This window comes from Microbacterium sp. BDGP8, from assembly GCF_029991045.1.
GTDB classification, from domain to species: domain Bacteria; phylum Actinomycetota; class Actinomycetes; order Actinomycetales; family Microbacteriaceae; genus Microbacterium; species Microbacterium plantarum.
Genome location: NZ_CP120712.1, coordinates 743,274 through 763,796, shown reverse-complemented (window position 1 = coordinate 763,796; position 20,523 = coordinate 743,274). Strand labels below are relative to the sequence as shown.

Here is a 20,523-nt window from a genome sequence, read left to right as displayed (position 1 = left end):
GGGCGACCGGATGCCGGGATCGAGAACCGGCGACTGTGTAGGTTAGCCTAACCTTCATGTCCGCCTCGACCGCAACCCCCTCGTTCCGGATCGCTCGCCGAGCGCTCGACCTGCGTTTTCGCTTCGTCCGCCTGGCAGCCCGACAATGGCTCACTCCCGCCTATGTCCGGGTGCGGCTCGAGGGCGCCGATCTGCGGGACTTCGATTCCCCGGGGTGCGACGACCACGTCCGTGTGTTCTTCCCCGAGGTGGCCCCCGAGAGCATCGACGAGCTGCGTGCGGCGCCGAGCCGCGAGTACACCCCGCTCGCCTGGGACGCCGACGAGGGCTGGCTCGACCTCGAGTTCGCCCTGCACGGCGACGGCGTGGCTGCGGACTGGGCGGCGACGGCGGAGATCGGGTCGACGATCGGCATCGGCGGACCGCGCGGATCCGCCGTGCTCACGGGACGCCCCGACGGCTGGTTCCTGGCGGGAGACGAGACCGCGGTCCCCGCGATCCGGCGGTTCGCCCATCACATGGATGCCGCTGCCGTCGGGCGCGTGCTCATCGAGGTGCCCGACGCCGATCACGAGCTGCCCATCACCACGCCGCCGGGGGTCGTCGTCGAGCAGGTGCACCGCGGATCGGCATCCGCCGGCGCTCCCCTCGCCGCTCGTCTCGCCGCGCTCGGCGACGACGACCGACCGGACGGCGCCGTCTTCGCTTTCGTGGCGGCCGAGCAGTCGATCGTGCGCTCCGCTCGAACGCTGCTCCTCGACCGCTGGCGCCTCGACCCCGAGCAGATCACGGTGAAGGGCTACTGGAAGCGGGGCGAGCCCGAGTATCACGCACCCCACTGACGCGCACGGGTCGGTTCACCTGACGCTTCCCGCCCCCTCTCCGCGCGGGATGGGGCCAGAACTGACAGGCGAAGACTGCGCCGCCCCGCGACGCTCCGCTAGCATCGCGGGATGGAGGCCGTCTCGACAGCACCGCTGCCGAACGCTTCGCTGCCCCAGGCGATGCGCCGTTTCGTGGTGCACGCCTTCTGCCTGCGCGGGCGCGCGAGCCGCAGCGAGTACTGGTGGTGGATGGCCGTCGGCACCACGGCCGCCGTCGTCTTCCTCCTCGTGATCCCGCGGATGCTGTCGGGGCGCTGGCCGCAGCTCGACCTCGGGCTGCACCCCTTCGGCTGGTGGGGATGGCGCGGGATCGAGCTCTTCGGGCCGATCGCTCCGACCGATCCCCTCTCGACCCTGGTGGCGGTCTACCTGTGGAGCTCGACCGTGTGGGTGGTGGCCACCTTCATCCCGGGTTTCACCGTCGCGGTGCGGCGGCTGCACGATTCGAACCTGTCGGGATGGTGGGTGCTGCTGAACCTGATGCCCATCGGCGGGTTCGTGCTTCTCCTGCTCGCCCTGCGACGGTCGCGCCCCGAGGGCGCGCGTTTCGACGGGGATGCCGCGCTGCTCGAGCGCGCCGCGGGCTGGGCCCCGACAGGGGTGGTGGCGTGATGTCCCTCCTCTCCACGCTCCCGATGCTGCTCTCGGTCATCGGCGCCCTCTCGCTCGGCGACTCGAGCGGGCTCGCAGCGGCGACCGCGGTGGCGCTGCTCACGATCGCGATCGCGGTCGCCTCGATCGCGGGCGCCGTCACGGCGACGGGGGCGGCGGGTTCGCGGCGCCCCCACCCGCGGCGATCCATCTCGCCGTCGACTCTGCTGGCGCAGAGCGACCCGGACGCTCCCGGGAGACGCCGCCCCCGAGCCCCGGGGCTCGCGGCTCCAGCCGCGTAGCCACGTCCGGAACGGCTCCACACCCGCGCGCACCCGCACCGCAGGCCCCGTACTCCGCGCCGTCCGGCGTCCCCTCGCGGCTGATCCCCCGTGCTCAGCTTCGTCGATCGGACTCTCCATGGACCTGTACTCCTTCCCGCCCATCGCCGCCGCGCTCGACGCCGTGGCCTCGATCCTCGCCGCACTGACCGCGGCGCTCGGACCCGCGCTCGGCGACCTCGCCGCCGCGGCATCCGTCATCCTCATCACCGTCGTCGTGCGCACAGCACTGATCCCCGCGGGCGTCGCCCAGGCGCGAGCGGATCGCGCTCGTGCACGCCTGGCGCCGCGGCTGCGCGAGCTCCAGCAGCGATACCGGAGCGACCGCGAGAAGCTGCAACGCGAGACGCTCAAGCTCTATCGCGACGAGAACGTCTCGCCGACGGCAGGCTGTCTGCCGCTGCTGGTGCAGGCTCCCGTCGTGGGGCTGCTGTACGGGGTGTTCATCCATTCGACGATCGCGGGCCACACCAACGTGCTGCTCGCCGAGACGCTCGCCGGGGTCCCCCTCGGGTCGAGCCTGACGGGCACCGTCGCGTCGGGCACACTGCCGCTCGCCGCCGCCCTCGTGTTCGGCGCCGTCATCGCCTCGATCGCGCTCGTCGGCGAGCTGACGCGGCGAGCCTTCCGGGTGACGGATGCTCCGGCCGCCCTGTCGGGGGTGCTCGGGGTCGCGCAGTTCGCGACCGCCGTCGTCGCGGTGTTCGTTCCGCTCGCGGCGGGCCTGTACCTGGTCGTGACGGTCGCCTGGACGCTGGCGCAGCGGCTCATCCTCCGTCGCATCCTCCCGCCCGTCGCCGCGTGAACCCGTTCATCTGACAGGAGAGCGCCGCAAGGCGCGACTGAGACGCGACTCAGGCGCGCGCGGGCAGATTCTCCTCGAGGAACGCGAAGACCGTCTCGTACCAGACCCGCGCGTTCTGCGGCGAGAGGATCCAGTGGTTCTCGTCGGGGTAGTACAGGAACCGGTGCGGGCTCGTGCCGTCCTCGGCGGCGTGGTGCTCGTTGAGGTCGGCCCACAGCCGCAGACCCTCGCCGATCGGCACCCGGTAGTCACGGTCACCGTGGATCACGAGCATCGGCGTCCGGATGTCGGCGACGAAGCGATGCGGCGAGTTGGCGAACGCACCCTCGGGGCTGAAGATGCTCTGCCAGTACGGCGCGAAGTCGGTCGTGCCGGCGAACTGGTCGAACGCCCACAGGCTCGCGTGGGTCACGATGGCGTCGAAGCGGTCGGTGTGACCCGCCACCCAGTTCGCCATGTAGCCGCCGAACGATCCGCCCATCGCGGCCGTCCGGGTCTCGTCGATGTCATCGCGCGCGACGACCGCATCCGTGATCGACATGAGGTCGGTGAAGGGCGCCGCGCCCCACGCGTCCCACCCGCGCGCGATGAAGTCGAGCCCGTAACCGGTCGACAGCGCCGGGTCGGGCAGCAGCACGGCATAGCCTCGGGCCGCGGCCAGCAGCGGGCTCCACCGCCAGCTCCACGCGTTCCAGCTGTTGAGCGGTCCGCCGTGGATCCACAGCAGAAGCGGCGCCGGGGTCGCGGCATCCGCCCCCTCGGGCAGCACGAGCCAGCCGCGCACGCGGGCTCCGTCGTCGGCGGTCGTCTCGACCTCGACCATCGAGGCGGTCGTCGCGGGGGACGGCGCCGGGTTCGCCAGCGGCGTGACAGAGCCGTCGGCGGCGACACGGACCGGATGCGGCGGCGTCATCCAATTGGAGCGGAGCGCGATGACGTCCGTGGTGCCCGAGACCGGCTCGACGTGCGTGTACGCGAAGTCGTCGTGCGTCGTCTGCGAGACAGCGCCGCCGTCGAGCGGCACGCTGAAGACGGGGCCGCGACCGTCGTGGTCGGCGGTCACCACGAGCGCCGCGTCGTCATCGGAGAATCGGATGCTGCCGGGCCAGCGGTCCCAGTCCGAGGCCAGGCGCTGCGCGTCGGCACCGTCGAGGGCGCTCGCCCACAGCTCCTGATCGGCGGGCCCCGCTGGGGTGGACTTCACCGTGCGGACGTAGGCGACACGGGCGCCGTCGCGGCTGATCGCGGGCATCTCGACGTCGACGTCGACCTCGTCGCGGATGACGCGCAGCTCGCCCGTCGCGGTGCCGATCGCGACGAGACGGTACCGGGCGTCACGCCCCTGCGGCTCGGGCACCGAGGCGACGAGGGTCGCACCGTCGGGCGTGAGCGCCATACCCGCCGTCGAGGCCGCACGACCACGGAGCAGGATGCGCGGGCGCGGCAGCCCCGCGGGGTAGGGCTCGTCGGCAGCCTCCCCCGCTTCGGCGCCAGCGCCGACGACCTCGTCGACGGCCTGGTCGGCGGTCGCGATGACGGCGGGCGCGTCGCCCAGCTCGTTCAGATCGAGGGCAAGCAGCGCGGGCTCGTGGGGGCCGAGATCGTGGTCCCAGTACCGCACGGGGTAGGTGTCGTGGATGATCGCGGAAACCTTGAGCTTCTTCCGCTCCGCCCGCAGCTTCGCGTCGGCCTCGATCGTGGCGGCCTCGGGGAGCAGCGACGACGCGATCACGATGCGGTCGGAGTCCGCCGCCGTGACGACCGCGGAGACGCCGCCGGCCAACCGCGTCACCGGGCGCGCCTCGCCGCCGGCGGCCGGAAGCAGCCAGAGCTGAGCGGGTGCGCCGTCCGCGGCGTCGTTGTCGGGGCGGGCCGACACGAACAGCAGATCGCCGGAGGATGTGAACACGGCGCCGGACTCGCCGGTCGTCGAGCGGGTCAGGCGTCGCGGCGCACCGGCGCCATCGGCGGGCACCGACCACAGCGAGCGCTCGTAGCCGGTGCGATCCTTCGTGAGGGTCGCGACCGTCAGCACGACGTGCGAGCCGTCGGGCGCGGTCGCCGCCGCGTCGATGCGGGGAAGGGCGTAGTAGTCGTCGAGAGAGTCGAACGGCGTCGTCATGCCTCCACGCTATCCGGCGCGGGCTACATCTCCTCGTGGGTGTCGGGGTCGCCGTCCCAGAGCCGGCCACGTTCGAGGGCGCTGATCGCCGCGATCTCGTCGCCCGACAGCAGGAAGTCGAAGACGTCGGCGTTCTCGCGCTGGCGGACCGGGTCGGCAGACTTCGGGATCGGGGTCGACGACAGCTGCGTGTGCCAGCGCAGCACGACCTGCGTTCCGGTGACGCCGTGGGATGCCGCGATGTCGGCGATGACCTGCTCGTTCAGCAGCTCGCTGCGCCGAGCCAGGGGGCTCCAGCTCTCGGTGCGGATGCCGTTCGCAGCGTGGAACGCGCGCAGGCCGGCCTGCGGGAAGTAGGGGTGCATCTCGACCTGATTGACCGCCGGGGCGACTCCGGTCTCCTCGATGAGGCGGGCGAGCATCGGCTCGGTGAAGTTCGAGACGCCGACCGAACCGACCTGCCCCTCGTCGCGGAGCGCCAGCATCGCACGGTAGGTCTCGAGCCACTTGCCCTGGCTCGGGTTCGGCCAGTGGATGAGGTACAGGTCGATCTTCTCGACGCCGAGCCGGCCGAGCGAGCCTTCGGCGCTGCGGATCGTCTCGTCGAAGCCGTGGTCGCGCCCCGGCACCTTGGTCGTGATGATCAGCTGGTCGCGGATGCCGCTGCGACGCACGGCTTCCCCGACCTCCGACTCGTTCTGATAGTTCACCGCGGTGTCGAGCAGCCGGTAGCCCGAGTCGATCGCGGCGGCGATGGCGTCGATGCCCTCGGGGCCGCGCAGGTTGTAGGTGCCGAGCCCGAGCTCGGGGAAGTCGGAGCCGTCGTTGAGCGAGACCGTGGGAATCGTGACCATGCCGCACACGCTACGCCGTCGCCGTGGTCTTCGGTGCGGGCTTGCGCAGAGCGATCCCGTCGCTCAGCGGGCCAGGAACTCCTCGATGACCGTCAGCACTCCTGCCTCGGTGTGCGAGGGCGCGCTGTAGCGGGCGACGGCCGCGATCTCGGGGTGCGCCTCGGCCATCGCGTACGAGTAACGGGCCTGCTGGAGCAGTTCGAGGTCGTTGAGGTAGTCACCGAACGCCATCGTGTGCTCGGGGCCGATCCCGAGCGTCTCCTGCAGACGGGACAGCGCCCGCCCCTTGTTGACCCCCGGGTTCATGATGTCGACCCAGTGCTGCCCCGACACCACGACCTGGTGCGTCTCGCGGAGGTCGAACAGCTCGGGTGCGACCGAGTCCTCGGCGAGCGCGAAGTCGTAGACGGCGAGCTTGAGGATCTCGTCGTCGACCGAGGTCAGGTCGTCCACGACAGCGAGCTCGGCGTAGTACTTGTCGGCCTCGGCGAAGAAGGCTGCGTCCGCGCGCTCGATGTAGGCCGACCGCTTGCCGCAGACGACGAGGCCGACATCGAGGTGGTCGAGACCGCGGATGCGGCGGACGACGGATGCCGCGAACGCGGGGTCGACGGCATCCGAGCTGACCTCGGCGCCGTCTCGGACGACGTACGCACCGTTCTCGGCGATGTAGTCGAGCTCGACCGGCGCATCCGCGAACTGCCGGCGGAGCGTCGCGAGCTGGCGTCCGCTTGCGGGAGCGAACACGATGCCCCGATCGCGCAGCCGCGGCAACAGCCGCCACAGGCCCTCGGGGATGCGGCCGTCCGCGTCGAGGAGCGTGCCGTCCATGTCGACGGCGATCAGGCGGATGTCGGGAGAGGTCACTCCCCCATCCTCTCCGACACGACCGGCGGCTGCGGCCGTGCGCCCCCGGGGGATAACCCGAAAGGGAGTCTCCGGGCGGCTCGCCTGCGCGGCACCCGGCCGCGGTCCTAGCGTGGAGCCATGACCACCGCCGTCGCCAGCACCGCCCCTCCATCCCGTGCTCTGACCTGGGTGCGCCCGCTCGGAGCGCTCGCCCAGCTCGCCGCCCTCGGCTTCGCGGGCACCGCCGTGTTCACCGTGCTCCTCACCCTCATGGCGACGGGGATCGGCCTGACTCCGGCACTCGGACTCGGCCTGCCGATCCTGGTGGGTTTCGTCTACGCGCTCTGGCTCACCGGCTGGCTCGAATACGCCCGCGTCGACGGCCTGTACGGGTGGGGCCTGCCCTCGCTTTCGCCGCGCAGCAGCGGCCGGCCCGGGTTCGGCGGCTGGCTCCGCACGGTCTGGCTGCAGTTCACCGACGGGCGGATGTGGCGCGGGGTCGCCCACGCAGCGATCTCGACGGTGCTGGGGCTCATCGCGCTCAGCCTGTCCGGACTGCTCGCGTCGGGCTTCGCCCTGATCTTCGCCCCGCTCTACGCGGAGCAGACCGTCACCGTCGCCTCGACCTGGATCAGCGTTCCCCGCGAGGGCGCCGTCGTGGCCGGGGTGCTCCTGGTCCTCGTGCCGGCAGCCCTCCTCGTGGGGATCACCCTTCTGCACGGCATCCTCGCCAAGGCGATCCTCGTCCCCTCGCGCGAAGCGCAGCTGGTCGAGGCTGCCCGCACCGCGGGGGTGCAGCGCGAGGGCGCGGTCCGCGCCGGTGAGCTCGAGCGCACCCGCATCGAGCGCGACCTGCACGACGGCGTGCAGCCGCGGCTCGTCTCGGTGGGCATGACGCTGGGACTCGCCCAGCAGAAGATCGACGACGACCCGGATGCCGCGAAGGAACTGCTTGCCGAGGCCCACACCTCGACGAAGGCCGCGATCACCGAACTGCGTCAGCTCGCCCGCGGAATCCACGCCTCGGTGCTCGACGATCGCGGACTCGACGCGGCACTGTCCGCCCTCGCCGCCCGCTCGCACGTGCCCGTCAGCCTCGACGTACGGGTCGACCAGCGGTGCAGTCGCACCGCGGAGGCGGCGGTGTACTTCGCGATCGCGGAGTCGCTCACCAACGCTGCCAAGCACTCGCGGGCCGGGGAATGCCGCGTGGTGGTCCGTCACCGCGACGATCACACCCTCTGGGCGCGGGTCGAGGACAACGGCGTCGGTGGAGCCCGGGTCATCCCCGGAGGCGGGCTCGACGGGATCATCAACCGCATCACCGCCGCGGGCGGCACGACACGCCTCGACAGCCCGGCCGGTGGACCGACCGCTCTGGAGGTGAGCGTGCCGTGCGCATCCTGATCTGCGAGGACTCGACGCTGCTGCGAGAGGGGATCGTCCGGCTGCTGGCCGACTCGGGCCACGAGGTCGTCGCGGCCCTCCCCGATGCCGACGGTATCTCCGCCGCCGTGGCCGAGACCCAGCCCGACCTCTGCATCCTCGACGTCCGGCTGCCGCCGACGTTCACCGACGAGGGCATCCGCGCGGCCCTCGCCCTGCGTGCCGAGAACCCCCGGCTGCCCATCCTCGTCCTGAGCCAGTACGTCGAGGAACGCTACGCGAGCGAGCTCATCACTTCGCAGGGGGCGGCCCTGGGCTACCTCTTGAAAGACCGCGTGGCCGACGTCGGCGAATTCCTCGCGACGATCGAACGCATCGGCGCGGGAGCCACGGTTCTCGACCCCGAGGTGGTCGCGCAGCTGCTCATGCGCCGATCGCGTGACGAGCGGATGTCGCGGCTCACCGAACGCGAGCGGACGGTGCTCGCCCTCATCGCCGAAGGGCGCAGCAATCAGGCGATCGCCGGGGCGATGTTCCTCAGCGAGGCGAGCGTCGAGAAGTACATCACCTCGCTCTTCCAGAAACTCGACCTCGAGCAGGACGAACACGGCAACCGCCGCGTGCTCGCCGCCCTCGTCCATCTCGAACACGGCGGCTCACAGCCGCAGAACGGAGCAGTGCGATGAGCACGACCCTGACCCCGCCTCCTGCCACGCCGCCGGGAGCCCCCGACGGGCCGCCGTCGGCGGGCGGCACGCCCCCGACGGTGCCGACGTCGACGCCGTCGTCCGCAGCCCGCGTGGTCGCCGGGCTCACGATCGCCGCGGGCGCGGGCCTCCTCCTGTTCACCGCCGGAACCAGTGTCGTGTCGACAGTCGTCAGCGGCGGCACCGCGACCTCGACGATCTCGGCGCCGACCGCGGGTGTGAGCTTCCTCGAGATGGATGCCGCGGCTGCCGACGTCGAGGTCTCCTTCGGCGATGTCGACGAGGCGACCCTCACCGTGACCGGCTCGGGAGGCGCCGAGGCGTGGGAGCTCGCCCGCGACGGCGACCGCCTCGTGGTCGACTCGGACCGTGACTGGTGGAGCGGATGGCGCCTGTGGGGCGGAACGTCGCGGGCGACGCTCGTCCTTCCCGACGACCTCGCGGGACTTGACGCCCAGCTGAGCGTGGGGGCGGGGGCCCTGCGAGCGGACGGGGAGTTCGGCGCTCTCGCGCTGCGCGCCGATGCCGGGTCGATCGATACGGCCGGCTCCGCGACGAGCCTCGACGCCCGCGTATCCGCCGGACGCGTTTCGGTCGAGCTCGACGGGGTCCGTGAGGCGACCGTCGACGTCAGCGCCGGCCGGGTGTCGGGCTCCCTCGCGGGCACCGCTCCGACGTCGGTGACGATCGCCGCCGAGGCGGGCGGGGTCGACCTCGCGCTCCCCCGTGGTGATTACGCCGTCAGCTCGACCCAGGAGGCAGGCTCGTTCGTCAACGGCCTGAACGAAGACCCCTCGTCGCGCAACCGCGTCGAGGTCCGGGTCTCGGCGGGGTCGGTCGTCCTTCGGGAGGGTCGCTGAGGGTCCTGCCGCGATCCTGAACGATCACTATGCAGCGCTGATGAGAACGGCCCAGCCGTTGCATCCCGTTACCTGGTCGTTATAACTTCGAGGCACGCAGTTCCCCCCAACTGCGCGGTGTGATCTCTGGTGCAAGGGATGACAGGGCCGGTCGACGATTCTGAGTCGACCGGCCCTTCTCACGTCCGGCTGGCGGTCGCCGCGGTCGTAGGCTGGCCCGGTGCGTGCGTTCACCGGTCATGTTCCCGGGTCGCCCGCTTACCGCCGGCTCATCGCCGGGTTGTTCTTCGCCGGCGTCGCGACCTTCGCGCAGTTGTACTCGCCCCAGGCGGTCCTCCCCTTCATCGGCTCGGAGTTCGGGGTCGAACCGGCCACCGCCGCATTGGCGGTCTCGGTCTCGACGCTCGGTCTCGCCGTCGGCGTCATCCCCTGGTCGGTCGTGGCCGACCGCATCGGTCGCGTACCCGCGATGGCGACCGGGGTCATCGCCGCGACCGTGCTCGGCCTGCTGGCCCCGCTCGCCCCGACGCTGCCGCTGCTGCTCTCCGCCCGGCTGCTCGAGGGCGTGGCACTCGGGGCCGTGCCCGCCATCGCCCTCGCCTATCTGTCAGAAGAGGTCGACGCCGCCCACACCGCGACGGCAGCCGGCAGCTACATCGCCGGCACCACGATCGGCGGACTGCTCGGAAGGCTCGTCGCGGGCCCCTTCGGCGATGTCGGTCTGTGGCGCGGCGGCGTGTTCGCCGTCGCGGCGGTGTGCGCGGCGTCGGCCGTGCTCTTCCTGTGGCTCACCCCGCCGGCCCGCGGCTTCGCGCCGCAGCGGAGGACCGGAACCTCCGACCCCTCGCTCGTCGCCCGGCTCGCGACGAACCTGCGCGACCGTCGCCAGCTGTCGCTCTACGCGCAGGGATTCCTGCTCATGGGCGGCTTCGTCGCCGTGTACAACTACCTCGGGTTCCACCTCGTCGCACCGCCGTACTCGCTGCCGCTGTGGATCGTCAGCTTCCTCTTCCTCGCCTACCTCGCCGGGACCGTAGCCTCTCCCTGGGCCGGGTCGCTCGCGGGGCGGTTCGGGCGTCTGCCGGTGCTGCTGGCGGCGCTCGCGGTCATGGCGATCGGCATCGTCGTGACGGCGGTGCCCCACGTGATCGCGGTGCTCGTGGGGCTCCTGATCCTCACCGCCGGCTTCTTCGGCGCCCACGCGATCGCCTCGGGCTGGGCTCCCGCGGCGGCGAGGCCGGAGACGCGCGCTCAAGCCGCGTCGCTGTACTACCTCGGGTACTACGGTGGCTCGAGCCTGTTCGGCTGGCTCCTGGGATATGCCTTCCACGACCTCGGCTGGGCCGGTGTCGCCGGATGCACCCTCGTGATGGTCGCGGTCGCCGGCCTGCTCGCGGTGCTCGGGCTCAGGGCGCCGCGTCAGCCGGCCTGACCGGGGTCGGGCCCGGCAGCGCAGCGGCGGCAGCCTAAGGCTCTGGCGGCGCTGCGTCGGCGTAGGCCCGGCTCAGTCGCCGGTACTGCGGCGAGAGGAACGCGAGCAGCACCACCACGAGCATGAGCGCGCTCCCGGCGACGAAAGCCAGGGCGATGCCCCGCGCCTCACCGCCGCCGAGGAGCCAGCCGAAGCTGCGCTCACCGGCATCCGTGCGCATGAAGGGAATCAGACCGAACTGCGCGAGCGGTCCGACGAGGTACGCCGAGATCGGCGAAGCGGCCGACTCGACCGACGCCGCGAAGCCGAAGACGCGGCCCTGGGTCTGGAACGGCACGACGCGCTGGATGACGGTCTGCTCGGCGGCCTCGGCTGCGGGCATGAGCATCATGAACACGAAGATCCCCAGGGCGTAGAGCCACCACCACTCGCGGATCGCGAAGGTCATCCCCAGCACCGCGACGCCGACGTTGACCAGCAGCAGGGTGCGCACGGGGTTGCGGCCGAGACCGCGGGCGGCGACCAGCGCGCCGCCGACGATGAACCCCGTGCCGGTGACCGCGAGCACGATCCCCCACGCCTCGACGGTGAAGAGCGTCAGCCCGTATGGATCCATGAGCGCCATGAACACCCCGCCGACGAGGTTGTTGAGGGTCGTGAACAGGATCAGGGCCAACAGCCCCGGGACGGATCGGATCGCCGGAACGACGCCGCGGAACGTGAAGGCCGGTGCCGCGGCCTCGTGCGATGCGGCGACGCCGCGCTCGGGGATCGACACGAGCGTCAGATGCGCGAGGGCCAACGCGGTCGCGGACACCGCGATCACGACGGTCCAGCCCATCCCGAGGAGGCCGATCGAGAGACCGGAGAAGACGCTCGTGACGATGAACGCCACACCCTGCACCGTTCCGACGAGGCCGTTCGCCCGGTCGCGGCGGTCGCTCGGCACGAGAAGGGTCACGGTGGTGGACAGCGCGATGTTGCGCAGATTCTCCACGACTCCCCCGACGAGGATCAGGCCCGCGAACACCCAGAACCAGGGGCGCCCCCAATCGACGAGGATCGACTCGGGAAACAGCAGGTAGACCGCGCCGGCACCGAGATAGGTCGCCAGGGTGATGAGGCTCGAGAGCACCATCACGGCCTTCTTCTTCATGTGGTCGACGAGGGCCCCGAAGACCACCCCGAACACGGCGACGAGCAGCATGTACGAGCCGCCGATGATGGATGTCGCCAGGACGTTCTCCGTGGCGAGGTAGGCCCAGAACGTCAGGGCGAACCAGAGGAAGCTCGAGGTCACGTTCGCGAGCAGAGTGTTGCCGAGCACCTGGTGGAACGCGCGCATGCGCGAGGTCTCCAGCGCGCTGAGCGGGGCGGTCATGGGACGAACAGTAGACCCGCTCGCGAACGCGGAGAAGAACGCGTTTCGGGTCGACGGTCAGGCTCGCAGCGCGGGATCGGCGAGCGACCACTTCTGGGCCGTCTGCATCATCCAGAACACCAGGAACAGCGCCAGGGCGATGAGCTCTCCCGCCAGCACGACGGGGAGGTCGAACAGCACCGCCGACACGACGGTCGCGGCGAGGTCGAGCAGGAGCGCGATCGCGACGATGACGTACCCGATCAGCGTCCGCCTCGCCGGTGGGTGCGCATCGGAGGGCCGCAACGCCTCGGCGAGCGCGACGAGGGCGATGAGGATGAAGAAGCCGAAGGCCGCAACGGCGTGACCGTAGCGGACGAGCAGTTGCGGTGCGAGCGTCCACACGAGGGCCACGCCCGCGAGCACCGTCGCCGCAAGGGCGAGCGTCGGCCCCGTGTCGCGGAGGGCGACGTCTCCGCGTCGCGCCAGCACGAGACCGATCGCGAGCACGACGGCGCCGATCACGAGGTACGTCGCCAGAGCGTTGTCGAGGTCGTCCGTGAACCCGGCGGGGACGCACGGGGCGGCGCAGTCGACGACGACGCCGGGCACCTCGCCGGCCGAGGTCGGCGTCGGGATGATGGCGATGAGCGGGGCGAGGAGCGCCGCGACATCCAGCAGCACCCGCTGCGGGCCCCGCCCGGAGAGCGCGAGCAGGCAGGCCGCGGCCGCGACGAGGGCGGCGGAGAAGACGGTGCGGGCCGAGCTGTAGAAGTAGTGGCTGACGCTGGGCAGCACTCCCGCGTCGGGGATCGCGAAGAGCACCGCGAGCATGATCGCGACGGGTGCGCCCGCGAGGGTCAGGCGCAGGTAGCGATACGTGCGCTGCGAGGTCGAGACGGGCGGCACGACGCCAGGCTAACGGCGACGTCCGACGTCCGCCGCATCCGCCCCGGTGACCGGAGCGGATGCGGCGGCGCGGCGCGTCAGGAGACGGCGGCGATCTCGTTCGGAACGTGCGGCAGCTTCACCGTCTGCACGATCTCACCCGTCGTGAGGTCGACCGCGACGAGCTCGCTGTCCGCCGGGTCGGTGACGTAGGCGATGTCGCCCGCGACCTTCACGGCCGGGTGCGGAGCCTGCCACTCGGCCGGACCCTCCCACGGGTCGACAACGGGCAGGGACTTCGTGATGCCCCCCGTGGCGGGATCGATCCAGTGCAGCGATCCGTCGGTGCCGATCAGCACGGCCTCGCCGGCCGGCCCGCGCGCGATGCCGCGGAAGGTGTACTCGACGCCGGCGGGCAGCGCGACCTTGGTCAGCGACTTCGCCTCGGTGTCGACGAGGGCGATGTTGCGCAGCAGGTAGCCCTCGGCGTCGGGGTCGTCCTTGTAGTCCATGACGACGAGCGGGCTGTCCTCCGCGACGAAGGCGTTGCCGATCCGGCCGTACGAGTCGGGCGAGGTGACTTTGGTGATCTCGCCGCCGTCGTAGATGATCGCGCCGTTCTCGCAGCCGAACACGACGCGCTCGCCCTCGGCGGTGCCCTCACCGTGGACGCCCGGGCAGTCGGCGTTGGACGCGACCTCGGTGCCGTCCGCATCGAGCACGCGGATGCCGGTGCGCCCGGCCTCGCCGCCGACGGTGGTCAGCAGTGTGCCGTCCTCGAGCTCGACCGAGACGCCGTGGTGCGCCTCGACGCCGGCGATCACCTCGGCGTCGGGCAGCTTGCCGTCGAGCTGTGCGAGGTCGGCGGTGTCGAAGATCGTCGTATCGCTCGTCGCGTCGTCGTACAGCACGGTCTTGCCGCCGTGGACGACGACGTGTCCGGCGGCGTCCGCCGGGACGACGAGGTCGGTGAGCTCGGGCTGCTGCACGTCGAGCAGCTGGAAGCCCTCCGACGTGGTGACCATGACGTGGCGGCCGTCACCGGCCGCGTTGAGCCGGATGAAGTCCTCGGAGTCGAAGTCTCCGATCACCTCGAGCTCGTCGCCGCCGAGCACGAGCACGCCGCCCTCGTAGCCGAGCGCGACCCGGGGACCGGCGGGGACGGATGCCTCGGCCGACGCGTCACCGGACGGGCTGGACGTCGCGGAGGGCGAGGACGAGCATCCCGCCAGCACCAGGGCTGCGGCGCCGGCGAGGGCGCCGAACTGCAGGGTTCTCTTCATGGGGTGGGTTTCCTTTCCAGGGAAATGCCTCATCGGGTGAGGCCGTCGGTGATGCGCTGAAGGTTCTGGCGCATCATGTCGAGGTAGGTGTCGCCGGGCTGTCCCTCTGGCGCGAGCGACTCGGTCAGCAGCGGCACGACGGACACGTCGCGCCCCGCTTCGTCGGCGAGGACGCGCATGAGCCGGTCGGGCTGCGACGAGTCGGCGAAGATCGTGCGCACCCCGGCGGTGTCGATGGCGTCGACGAGCTCCTGCAGGTCGGACGCGCTGGGCGCTGCGAGCGTCGTGCCGCCCGGCACGGCCGCCCCCAGGATGCGGACGTCGTAGCGGCGCGCGAGGTAACCGAACACGTGATGGTTGGTGACGAGCGCGCGGTGCTCGGCGGGGATGGACTCCAGACCGGCGGTCATCTCGGCGTCGACCGTCTCGAGTTCCGCGAGGTACGCGTCGCCGGCATCCGTCACGGCCTGTCCGCCGTCGCCGGCGAGGTCGGCGAGGACCGGGGCGAGTGCCTCGACGACGCTCGCGGTCTGGGTCGGATCGGTCCAGAAGTGCGGGTCGACCGCGTCGGAGTCGAGGTACCCGAGGGTCTCGACGTGATCGCCCGCGACGAACTGGGCCACACCGTCCGCGGCGGACGCGTCGACGTGGTGCTGCACCCCCTCTTCGAGCCCGAGCCCGTTCGAGACCACGAGGTCGGCACTGCGCATCGTCGCCGCGTCCTGGGCCGAGAGCTCGAACGAGTGCGGATCGGCGTCCCGCGGCATGAAGGTGACGACGTCGAGCTCTTCGCCGGCGAGGTTCTGCACGATGTCGCCCAGGATGTTGGTCGTCACGACGACGGTCGGGCGGTCGCTTCCTGCCCCCGAGCAGCCCGAGAGCGAGACCACTCCGGCGACGACGAGGCCGAGAGCCAGCGCCGCCCGCCTCATCGGCCCGTCTCCGCGAAGAGAGCGGGCGCATGGTCGACGGCGAAGGTACGGGCAACCCGACCACCGTCGGCGGGATCGAGCTCGAACAGCGTTCGCTCCGCGGGTGCGTTGAGGTACGTGCGCCGCTGGTCGGCGACGAGGTCGACACCGGCGGCGAGCGCCGGGTCGGCGAGAGATGCCGCCACCAGCGGCTCCGTGCGGGACAGCTGCTGCCCCGTCGCGCCGGAGACGACGATCACCGATCCGTCGGCGGCAAGCGCGACCACGGTCTCGTCGGCGTCGTCGACGGCCGTCACACGGACGATCGGCTGGCCGGCGTCGTGCGCCGTCCACGAGCGCTCGCGGGTATCGAGCAGCCAGAACGCCGAGGACTCGGTACGACCGGCCACGGTGGGGCGACCCTCGCGGTTCGCGAACGACACGGCACGGCTCGGCCCGCCCGCGGGATACGGGATGCTCTCGAGAGTCGTGCCAGCGGCATCCGAGACGGCGAGCACGGCACCGTCGGCGCATCCGATGACGACGCCCACATTGGTCGCGATGGATCCTGCCGGGTCGACGCAGGGCGCGGTGTCGAGTTCCGACCCCGAGGCGTCGACGCGGCGGATCTCGCCCGAGCCGGCGTCGGCGATCAGCGCTCCCCCGGGGATCGGTGCGACAAGGGACCCGGGGGCATCGAGGTCGAGGCGGAAGCTCTCGACGATGTCGCCCTTCTTGAGCGCGTCGAAGTCGAGCAGCACGGCCTCGCCGCCGCGGTCGCCGTCGTCGAAGTAGACGCCGACCCCGAGATCGCTCGTCACGGTCCGCGGTGTGCCGGAACCCTCGAGCTCACCGAGGATGCGGGACGGCGCCTCGTAGTAGTGGAAGTGGTCGATGTGGTTCCACGTCCACACGCCGCTGTCGATGATCGACACCTCACCCTCGCGGCCCGCGAAGAGGAAGCGTCCTTCGCTGTCGAGCGTGTCGGCGGGAGCGATGTCACCGAGGACCTCGGACTGCTCGTCGATCAGGTCGAGGTGGTGCACGGCACCGTCGGTGCCGATGCTGGTGAGGTGCAGCGCGGGCTCGGCGAGTTCGCGCGCCCCGGCGATGGCGCCGTGACCGTCGCCGAGGGCTTCGCCACGCGCGGTGGCATCGGCATCCGGAGTCGCGGCGGAGTCCGACGGAGCGGCCTGGCAGCCGGCGAGCAGGGCGGCACCGGCGGTGAGAGCGATGAGCGAGAGAGGTGCACGAGTTCTCATGCGGTCCTTTCCGGGGTGTTCGGGATGACGGATGCCGGCGCGCGGCGCCCGTCCGGGCGGGTCAGAGCGCGCACGAGCGCGCGGATGCCGGTGGAGACGGCACCGGAGCAGATCGCGGTGAATGCGACCGTGGCGCCGGCAGCAGTGGCGGCGTGCCAGGAGATGAGCAGGCCCACGGCGACGGAGAGCGTGCCGATCAGGGCGGCGAGGATCATCGTGGGCACGATGCGCCGGGTCCACTGCCCGGCCGCGACGGCGGGGCCGAGGAGCATGCCGACCACCAGCAGCGAGCCGACCGCCTGGTAGGCCGAGACCACCGCGAGCGTGACGAGCCCGACGAGGACGATGTGGGCGGCGCGGGGACGGAGACCGAGCAGCTGCGCCTGTCGCGGGTCGACGGTCAGCGCGACGAACGCGCGGTGCCCGAGGGCTGCGACGACGACGGTGACGATGAGCGCGACGGCGAGGGCGACGAGTTCGGAGGGACCGATGGCCAGGATGTCGCCGAAGAGGATGGCCGAGGCATCCGTCGCGAAGCTCCGCGACGCCGAGATGACGATGATGCCGAGCGAGAGGCTTGCGACGAACAGGAGTCCGATGCTGGTGTCGGCCGAGAGGCGGCCCCGGCGCTGCAGGGCTCCGACCCCGAGCGACATCGCTGCTGCGCTGACGGCAGCGCCCGCCATCGGCGGGAACCCCGTGAGGGTCGCGACGGCGACCCCGGGAAGCATGCCGTGCGCCATGGCCTCGCCCAGGAACGCCATGCCGCGCAGCACGACCCACGTGCCGACGATGCCGCACACGATCGCCACGAGCGCGCCGCCGAGCAGGGCGCGCTGGACGAACGTGACGGCGAAGGGATCGAGGAGGAGGGACACGGTCGACGACCTTACATGAAAGTGAGAACCGTTTTCATTTGCAATACTGGGTGGATGTCCAGCTCCACCACCCCACTCGTCCCCGGTGGCTCCGTCGTCGCCCTGCGGGAGGTGACCGTCGCCTTCGACGGGCACCTCGCCCTTCGCGGCGTGGATCTCGATGTGACCGGCGGAGAGGTCCACGCGATCGTGGGCGCCAACGGGTCGGGGAAGTCGACCCTGATCGCCGTCGCGGCCGGGCTCCTCTCCCCCACCTCGGGAACGGTGCGCCGAGAACCCGGCATCCGCGTCGGTCTCGTACCGCAGACCTCGAACGACGGCGCCCGCCTGCCGCTGACCGTGGCCGACCTGGTCGCGATGGGGCGCTGGCGCGAGCGGGGACCATTCCTGCCGCTGCGGCGCAGCGACCGCGCGCGCATCGCCGAAGCGATCGACACCGTCGGGCTGGCCCCGCTCGCCCGGCGGCCGCTCGGCCTGCTCTCGGGCGGCCAGCGCCAGCGGGCGTACATCGCGCAAGCCCTCGCGCAGGAGGCCGACCTGCTGCTGCTCGACGAACCGATGAGCGGACTGGATGCGGCATCCCGCGACGCCGTCGCATCCGCTCTCGCCGCCGTGGCGAGCACGGGCACGGCCGTCGTCGCCGTCACGCACGATCTGGCAGAGCTCGGCGACGTCGATGCCGTGTGCCGCCTGGTCGACGGGCGCGTCGTCGAGAGTTCTTCCGCCGCGCCGCGTGGACGCGGACACCGCGGCGCGGCTACCGTGAGAGCGTGACCGCTGCTCCCATCGATGCCACCACCACCGCCGCCTGGACCGACCTCGAGTCGCTGAAGAAGGGCTTCACCCCCGACCTCCGCGGGTGGTTCGACAGCGACCCCGGGCGCGTCGAGCGTCTGAGCCTGCCGCTGGCCGACCTGCACGTCGACCTGTCGAAGAACCTCGTCACCGACGAGATCGTCGCCGCCCTCGTACGCCTGGCCGAGCAGACCGGCGTCGCCGAGCGCTACGCCGCGATGGTCTCCGGCGAGCACATCAACACCAGTGAAGACCGCGCGGTGCTCCACACTGCCCTGCGTCGCCCCGCCGGCACCTCACCCGAGCTCGTCGTCGACGGCCAAGACATCGACGCCGACGTCCAGGCCGTGCTCGAGAAGATGTCGGCCTTCGCCGACCGGGTGCGCTCGGGCGAATGGACCGGCATCACCGGCAGGAAGGTGACCCACGTCGTCAACATCGGCATCGGCGGCTCCGACCTGGGCCCGGTCATGATCTCCGAGGCGCTTCGGCCGTACGCGACCGCCGGCATCCAGGCGCGGTTCGTGTCGAACATCGACCCGTTCGACATCGCGAACAAGACCGCCGACCTCGACCCCGAGACGACGCTGTTCATCGTCGCGTCAAAGACCTTCACGACCCTCGAGACCCTCACCAACGCGCGCCTCGCCCGCGACTGGCTGTGGGCCGGGCTGCAGGAGGCCGGCGCGATCGACGACGGCGAGGCGCAGAGGACGGACGCCGTCGCCCACCACTTCGTCGCCGTCTCGACCGCGCTCGACAAGGTCGAGGCCTTCGGCATCGACCCCGCCAACGCGTTCGGATTCTGGGACTGGGTCGGCGGCCGCTACTCCGTCGACTCGGCGATCGGCCTGTCGCTCGTGATCGAGCTCGGCCCCGACGCGTTCCGCGACCTGCTCGCCGGCTTCCACGCGGTCGACGAGCACGTGGCATCCACTCCGCTCGAGAAGAACGTGCCGGTTCTCATGGGCCTGCTCAACGTCTGGTACACCAACTTCCTCGGCGCCCAGACGCACGCGGTGCTCCCTTACGCGCAGCAGCTGCACCGCTTCGCGGCCTACCTGCAGCAGCTCACGATGGAGTCGAACGGCAAGTCGGTCCGCTGGGACGGCACCCCCGTCACCTCCGACACCGGCGAGGTCTTCTGGGGTGAGCCCGGCACCAACGGCCAGCACGCGTTCTACCAGCTCATCCACCAGGGCACGCGGCTGATCCCCGCCGACTTCATCGCCTTCGTCAACCCGGCCCACCCGCTCACCGACGGCGGGCGTGACGTGCACGGGCTGTTCCTCGCGAACTTCCTGGCGCAGACGAAGGCGCTCGCCTTCGGCAAGACCGCCGAGGAGGTCGAGGCCGAGGGCACGACCGGAGCGCTCGTCGCGGCACGGACGTTCGCGGGCAACCGTCCGACGACGTCGATCTTCGCGCCCGCGCTCACCCCGAGAGTGCTCGGCGAGCTCATCGCGCTCTACGAGCACATCACCTTCACGCAGGGCACGATCTGGGGCATCAACTCGTTCGACCAGTGGGGTGTCGAGCTCGGCAAGCAGCTCGCCCTGCAGATCGCGCCCGCGATCGAGGGCGACGCCGACGCGCTCGCCGCGCAGGACGCCTCGACCCAGGCCCTCCTCGCCTACTACCGCACGCACCGCCACTCCTGACCCACAAACGCACACCGTCGACTCGCCAGAGAACGCGAATGCCGGGACACCGGCATTCGCAGTTCTCGGCGAGTCGACGCGTAGGGGGCGGGTGTCAGGAGGGGGCCGTCAGGGTATGCATGCGCTCACCGGCGGCGTTGAAGATGCTGATGACCTCGGCGGAGCGCGTACCCACCGCGCTGATGGAATGCGGGGTGCGGGTGTCGAACTCCGCCGCCTCGCCCCGCGCGAGGATGAGCTCCTGGTCGTCGAGCACGAGCCGGATCCGCCCGCTCAGCACGTAGAACCACTCGAAGCCGTCGTGGACACGAGGGGCCGGCGCCTCATCGGACGGCGGGAACGTCACCTTGTAGGTCTGCACGGGTGAGCTCTCGCGCGTCAGCGGCGCGACGACATGACCGTGCCGGGTCGTCGCGGGCCGACGCACCCGGGGATCGGGATGCTCGGCGGGCACGAGATCGTCGATCCGGATGCCGAGCTGCCGCGTGAGCGGCACGAGAAGCTCGAGGTTCGCCTGACGCTTGCCCGACTCGAGCCGCGAGAGCGTGCTCGTCGACATGCCCGCCCGCTCCGCGAGCTCTTCGAGGGTGAGCCCGCGTTCCTGCCTGGCCGCGCGCAGGCGCGGGCCGATCTGATCCAGTCCGGTCATGCATC

General features: G+C 71.4%; 20 protein-coding genes. 10 read left to right on the top strand and 10 right to left on the bottom strand.

The window, feature by feature from the left end; genetic code table 11:
- Positions 1–56 precede the first annotated feature (56 nt).
- From P6897_RS03595 to yidC, 4 genes are all read left to right on the top strand, one after another.
- The gene (locus tag P6897_RS03595; protein ID WP_274178443.1) at positions 57–842 is read left to right on the top strand and encodes a siderophore-interacting protein; all 786 of its coding nucleotides are present in this window, start codon (positions 57–59) and stop codon (positions 840–842) included.
- Between the two features lie 111 nt (positions 843–953).
- Complete coding sequence (locus P6897_RS03590; RefSeq protein ID WP_282502126.1) at positions 954–1,496, top strand: DUF805 domain-containing protein; 543 nt, start codon at positions 954–956, stop codon at positions 1,494–1,496.
- Complete coding sequence (locus tag P6897_RS03585) at positions 1,496–1,777, top strand: DUF6412 domain-containing protein (protein ID WP_112616655.1); 282 nt, start codon at positions 1,496–1,498, stop codon at positions 1,775–1,777. The genes P6897_RS03590 and P6897_RS03585 overlap by 1 nt, the downstream gene beginning before the upstream one ends.
- A 118-nt stretch (positions 1,778–1,895) precedes the next feature.
- On the top strand, positions 1,896–2,621 hold the full coding sequence (yidC, locus tag P6897_RS03580; protein WP_282502125.1) for a membrane protein insertase YidC: 726 nt from the start codon (positions 1,896–1,898) through the stop codon (positions 2,619–2,621).
- Between the two features lie 49 nt (positions 2,622–2,670).
- Here the strand turns inward: yidC and P6897_RS03575 are convergent, their stop codons facing one another.
- The 3 genes from P6897_RS03575 to P6897_RS03565 form a co-directional block, all read right to left on the bottom strand.
- Entirely contained in the window at positions 2,671–4,743 is a 2,073-nt protein-coding gene (locus tag P6897_RS03575; protein WP_282502124.1) for an alpha/beta fold hydrolase, read from the bottom strand.
- Positions 4,744–4,766: 23 nt separating this feature from the next.
- On the bottom strand, positions 4,767–5,597 hold the full coding sequence (locus tag P6897_RS03570) for an aldo/keto reductase (protein WP_282502123.1): 831 nt from the start codon (positions 5,595–5,597) through the stop codon (positions 4,767–4,769).
- Positions 5,598–5,660: 63 nt separating this feature from the next.
- Positions 5,661–6,464 (bottom strand): Cof-type HAD-IIB family hydrolase, encoded by an 804-nt coding sequence (locus tag P6897_RS03565; protein WP_274178437.1) that lies wholly within the window; start codon positions 6,462–6,464, stop codon positions 5,661–5,663.
- Positions 6,465–6,584: 120 nt separating this feature from the next.
- Between P6897_RS03565 and P6897_RS03560 the strand changes: the two genes are divergently transcribed.
- From P6897_RS03560 to P6897_RS03545, 4 genes are all read left to right on the top strand, one after another.
- Positions 6,585–7,853, top strand: coding sequence for a sensor histidine kinase (locus tag P6897_RS03560; protein WP_282502122.1), 1,269 nt, complete (start codon positions 6,585–6,587; stop codon positions 7,851–7,853).
- The gene (locus P6897_RS03555; protein WP_282502121.1) at positions 7,841–8,518 is read left to right on the top strand and encodes a response regulator transcription factor; all 678 of its coding nucleotides are present in this window, start codon (positions 7,841–7,843) and stop codon (positions 8,516–8,518) included. Before P6897_RS03560 ends, P6897_RS03555 begins: the two co-directional genes overlap by 13 nt.
- Positions 8,515–9,399, top strand: coding sequence for a hypothetical protein (locus P6897_RS03550; RefSeq protein WP_282502120.1), 885 nt, complete (start codon positions 8,515–8,517; stop codon positions 9,397–9,399). The genes P6897_RS03555 and P6897_RS03550 overlap by 4 nt, the downstream gene beginning before the upstream one ends.
- Before the next feature lie 220 nt (positions 9,400–9,619).
- Complete coding sequence (locus P6897_RS03545; RefSeq protein WP_274178434.1) at positions 9,620–10,831, top strand: MFS transporter; 1,212 nt, start codon at positions 9,620–9,622, stop codon at positions 10,829–10,831.
- A gap of 34 nt (positions 10,832–10,865) precedes the next feature.
- On the opposite strand, the gene P6897_RS03540 is transcribed toward P6897_RS03545, so the two are convergent.
- From P6897_RS03540 to aztB, 6 genes are all read right to left on the bottom strand, one after another.
- Positions 10,866–12,212 (bottom strand): MFS transporter, encoded by a 1,347-nt coding sequence (locus P6897_RS03540; protein ID WP_282502119.1) that lies wholly within the window; start codon positions 12,210–12,212, stop codon positions 10,866–10,868.
- A gap of 57 nt (positions 12,213–12,269) precedes the next feature.
- The gene (locus tag P6897_RS03535; protein WP_282502118.1) at positions 12,270–13,100 is read right to left on the bottom strand and encodes a hypothetical protein; all 831 of its coding nucleotides are present in this window, start codon (positions 13,098–13,100) and stop codon (positions 12,270–12,272) included.
- 77 nt (positions 13,101–13,177) lie between these two features.
- Entirely contained in the window at positions 13,178–14,362 is a 1,185-nt protein-coding gene (gene aztD, locus P6897_RS03530; protein WP_282502117.1) for a zinc metallochaperone AztD, read from the bottom strand.
- Between the two features lie 29 nt (positions 14,363–14,391).
- Entirely contained in the window at positions 14,392–15,294 is a 903-nt protein-coding gene (locus tag P6897_RS03525; protein WP_282502116.1) for a metal ABC transporter substrate-binding protein, read from the bottom strand.
- A complete protein-coding gene (locus P6897_RS03520) occupies positions 15,291–16,535 on the bottom strand; it encodes a hypothetical protein (RefSeq protein ID WP_282502115.1) in 1,245 nt (414 codons plus the stop codon). The genes P6897_RS03525 and P6897_RS03520 overlap by 4 nt, the downstream gene beginning before the upstream one ends.
- Complete coding sequence (aztB, locus tag P6897_RS03515; RefSeq protein ID WP_282502114.1) at positions 16,532–17,413, bottom strand: zinc ABC transporter permease AztB; 882 nt, start codon at positions 17,411–17,413, stop codon at positions 16,532–16,534. The genes P6897_RS03520 and aztB overlap by 4 nt, the downstream gene beginning before the upstream one ends.
- Positions 17,414–17,467: 54 nt before the next feature.
- Between aztB and aztA the strand changes: the two genes are divergently transcribed.
- Complete coding sequence (gene aztA, locus P6897_RS03510) at positions 17,468–18,187, top strand: zinc ABC transporter ATP-binding protein AztA (protein ID WP_274178427.1); 720 nt, start codon at positions 17,468–17,470, stop codon at positions 18,185–18,187.
- Positions 18,184–19,869, top strand: coding sequence for a glucose-6-phosphate isomerase (gene pgi, locus P6897_RS03505; RefSeq protein WP_282502113.1), 1,686 nt, complete (start codon positions 18,184–18,186; stop codon positions 19,867–19,869). The genes aztA and pgi overlap by 4 nt, the downstream gene beginning before the upstream one ends.
- A gap of 94 nt (positions 19,870–19,963) precedes the next feature.
- Here pgi and P6897_RS03500 read toward each other — a convergent pair whose 3' ends face one another.
- A complete protein-coding gene (locus P6897_RS03500; protein WP_282502112.1) occupies positions 19,964–20,518 on the bottom strand; it encodes an XRE family transcriptional regulator in 555 nt (184 codons plus the stop codon).
- Between the last annotated feature and the right edge of the window lie 5 nt (positions 20,519–20,523).

What these genes read in the sequence shown, in the direction of transcription:
- P6897_RS03595 (WP_274178443.1), top strand. Translation starts at nt 57, where the DNA reads ATGTCCGCCTCGACCGCAACCCCCTCGTTCCGGATCGCTCGCCGAGCG.
- P6897_RS03590 (WP_282502126.1), top strand. Translation starts at nt 954, where the DNA reads ATGGAGGCCGTCTCGACAGCACCGCTGCCGAACGCTTCGCTGCCCCAG.
- P6897_RS03585 (WP_112616655.1), top strand. Translation starts at nt 1,496, where the DNA reads ATGTCCCTCCTCTCCACGCTCCCGATGCTGCTCTCGGTCATCGGCGCC.
- yidC (WP_282502125.1), top strand. Translation starts at nt 1,896, where the DNA reads ATGGACCTGTACTCCTTCCCGCCCATCGCCGCCGCGCTCGACGCCGTG.
- P6897_RS03575 (WP_282502124.1), bottom strand. Translation starts at nt 4,743, where the DNA reads ATGACGACGCCGTTCGACTCTCTCGACGACTACTACGCCCTTCCCCGC.
- P6897_RS03570 (WP_282502123.1), bottom strand. Translation starts at nt 5,597, where the DNA reads ATGGTCACGATTCCCACGGTCTCGCTCAACGACGGCTCCGACTTCCCC.
- P6897_RS03560 (WP_282502122.1), top strand. Translation starts at nt 6,585, where the DNA reads ATGACCACCGCCGTCGCCAGCACCGCCCCTCCATCCCGTGCTCTGACC.
- P6897_RS03550 (WP_282502120.1), top strand. Translation starts at nt 8,515, where the DNA reads ATGAGCACGACCCTGACCCCGCCTCCTGCCACGCCGCCGGGAGCCCCC.
- P6897_RS03540 (WP_282502119.1), bottom strand. Translation starts at nt 12,212, where the DNA reads ATGACCGCCCCGCTCAGCGCGCTGGAGACCTCGCGCATGCGCGCGTTC.
- aztD (WP_282502117.1), bottom strand. Translation starts at nt 14,362, where the DNA reads ATGAAGAGAACCCTGCAGTTCGGCGCCCTCGCCGGCGCCGCAGCCCTG.
- P6897_RS03525 (WP_282502116.1), bottom strand. Translation starts at nt 15,294, where the DNA reads ATGAGGCGGGCGGCGCTGGCTCTCGGCCTCGTCGTCGCCGGAGTGGTC.
- P6897_RS03520 (WP_282502115.1), bottom strand. Translation starts at nt 16,535, where the DNA reads ATGAGAACTCGTGCACCTCTCTCGCTCATCGCTCTCACCGCCGGTGCC.
- aztA (WP_274178427.1), top strand. Translation starts at nt 17,468, where the DNA reads ATGTCCAGCTCCACCACCCCACTCGTCCCCGGTGGCTCCGTCGTCGCC.
- P6897_RS03500 (WP_282502112.1), bottom strand. Translation starts at nt 20,518, where the DNA reads ATGACCGGACTGGATCAGATCGGCCCGCGCCTGCGCGCGGCCAGGCAG.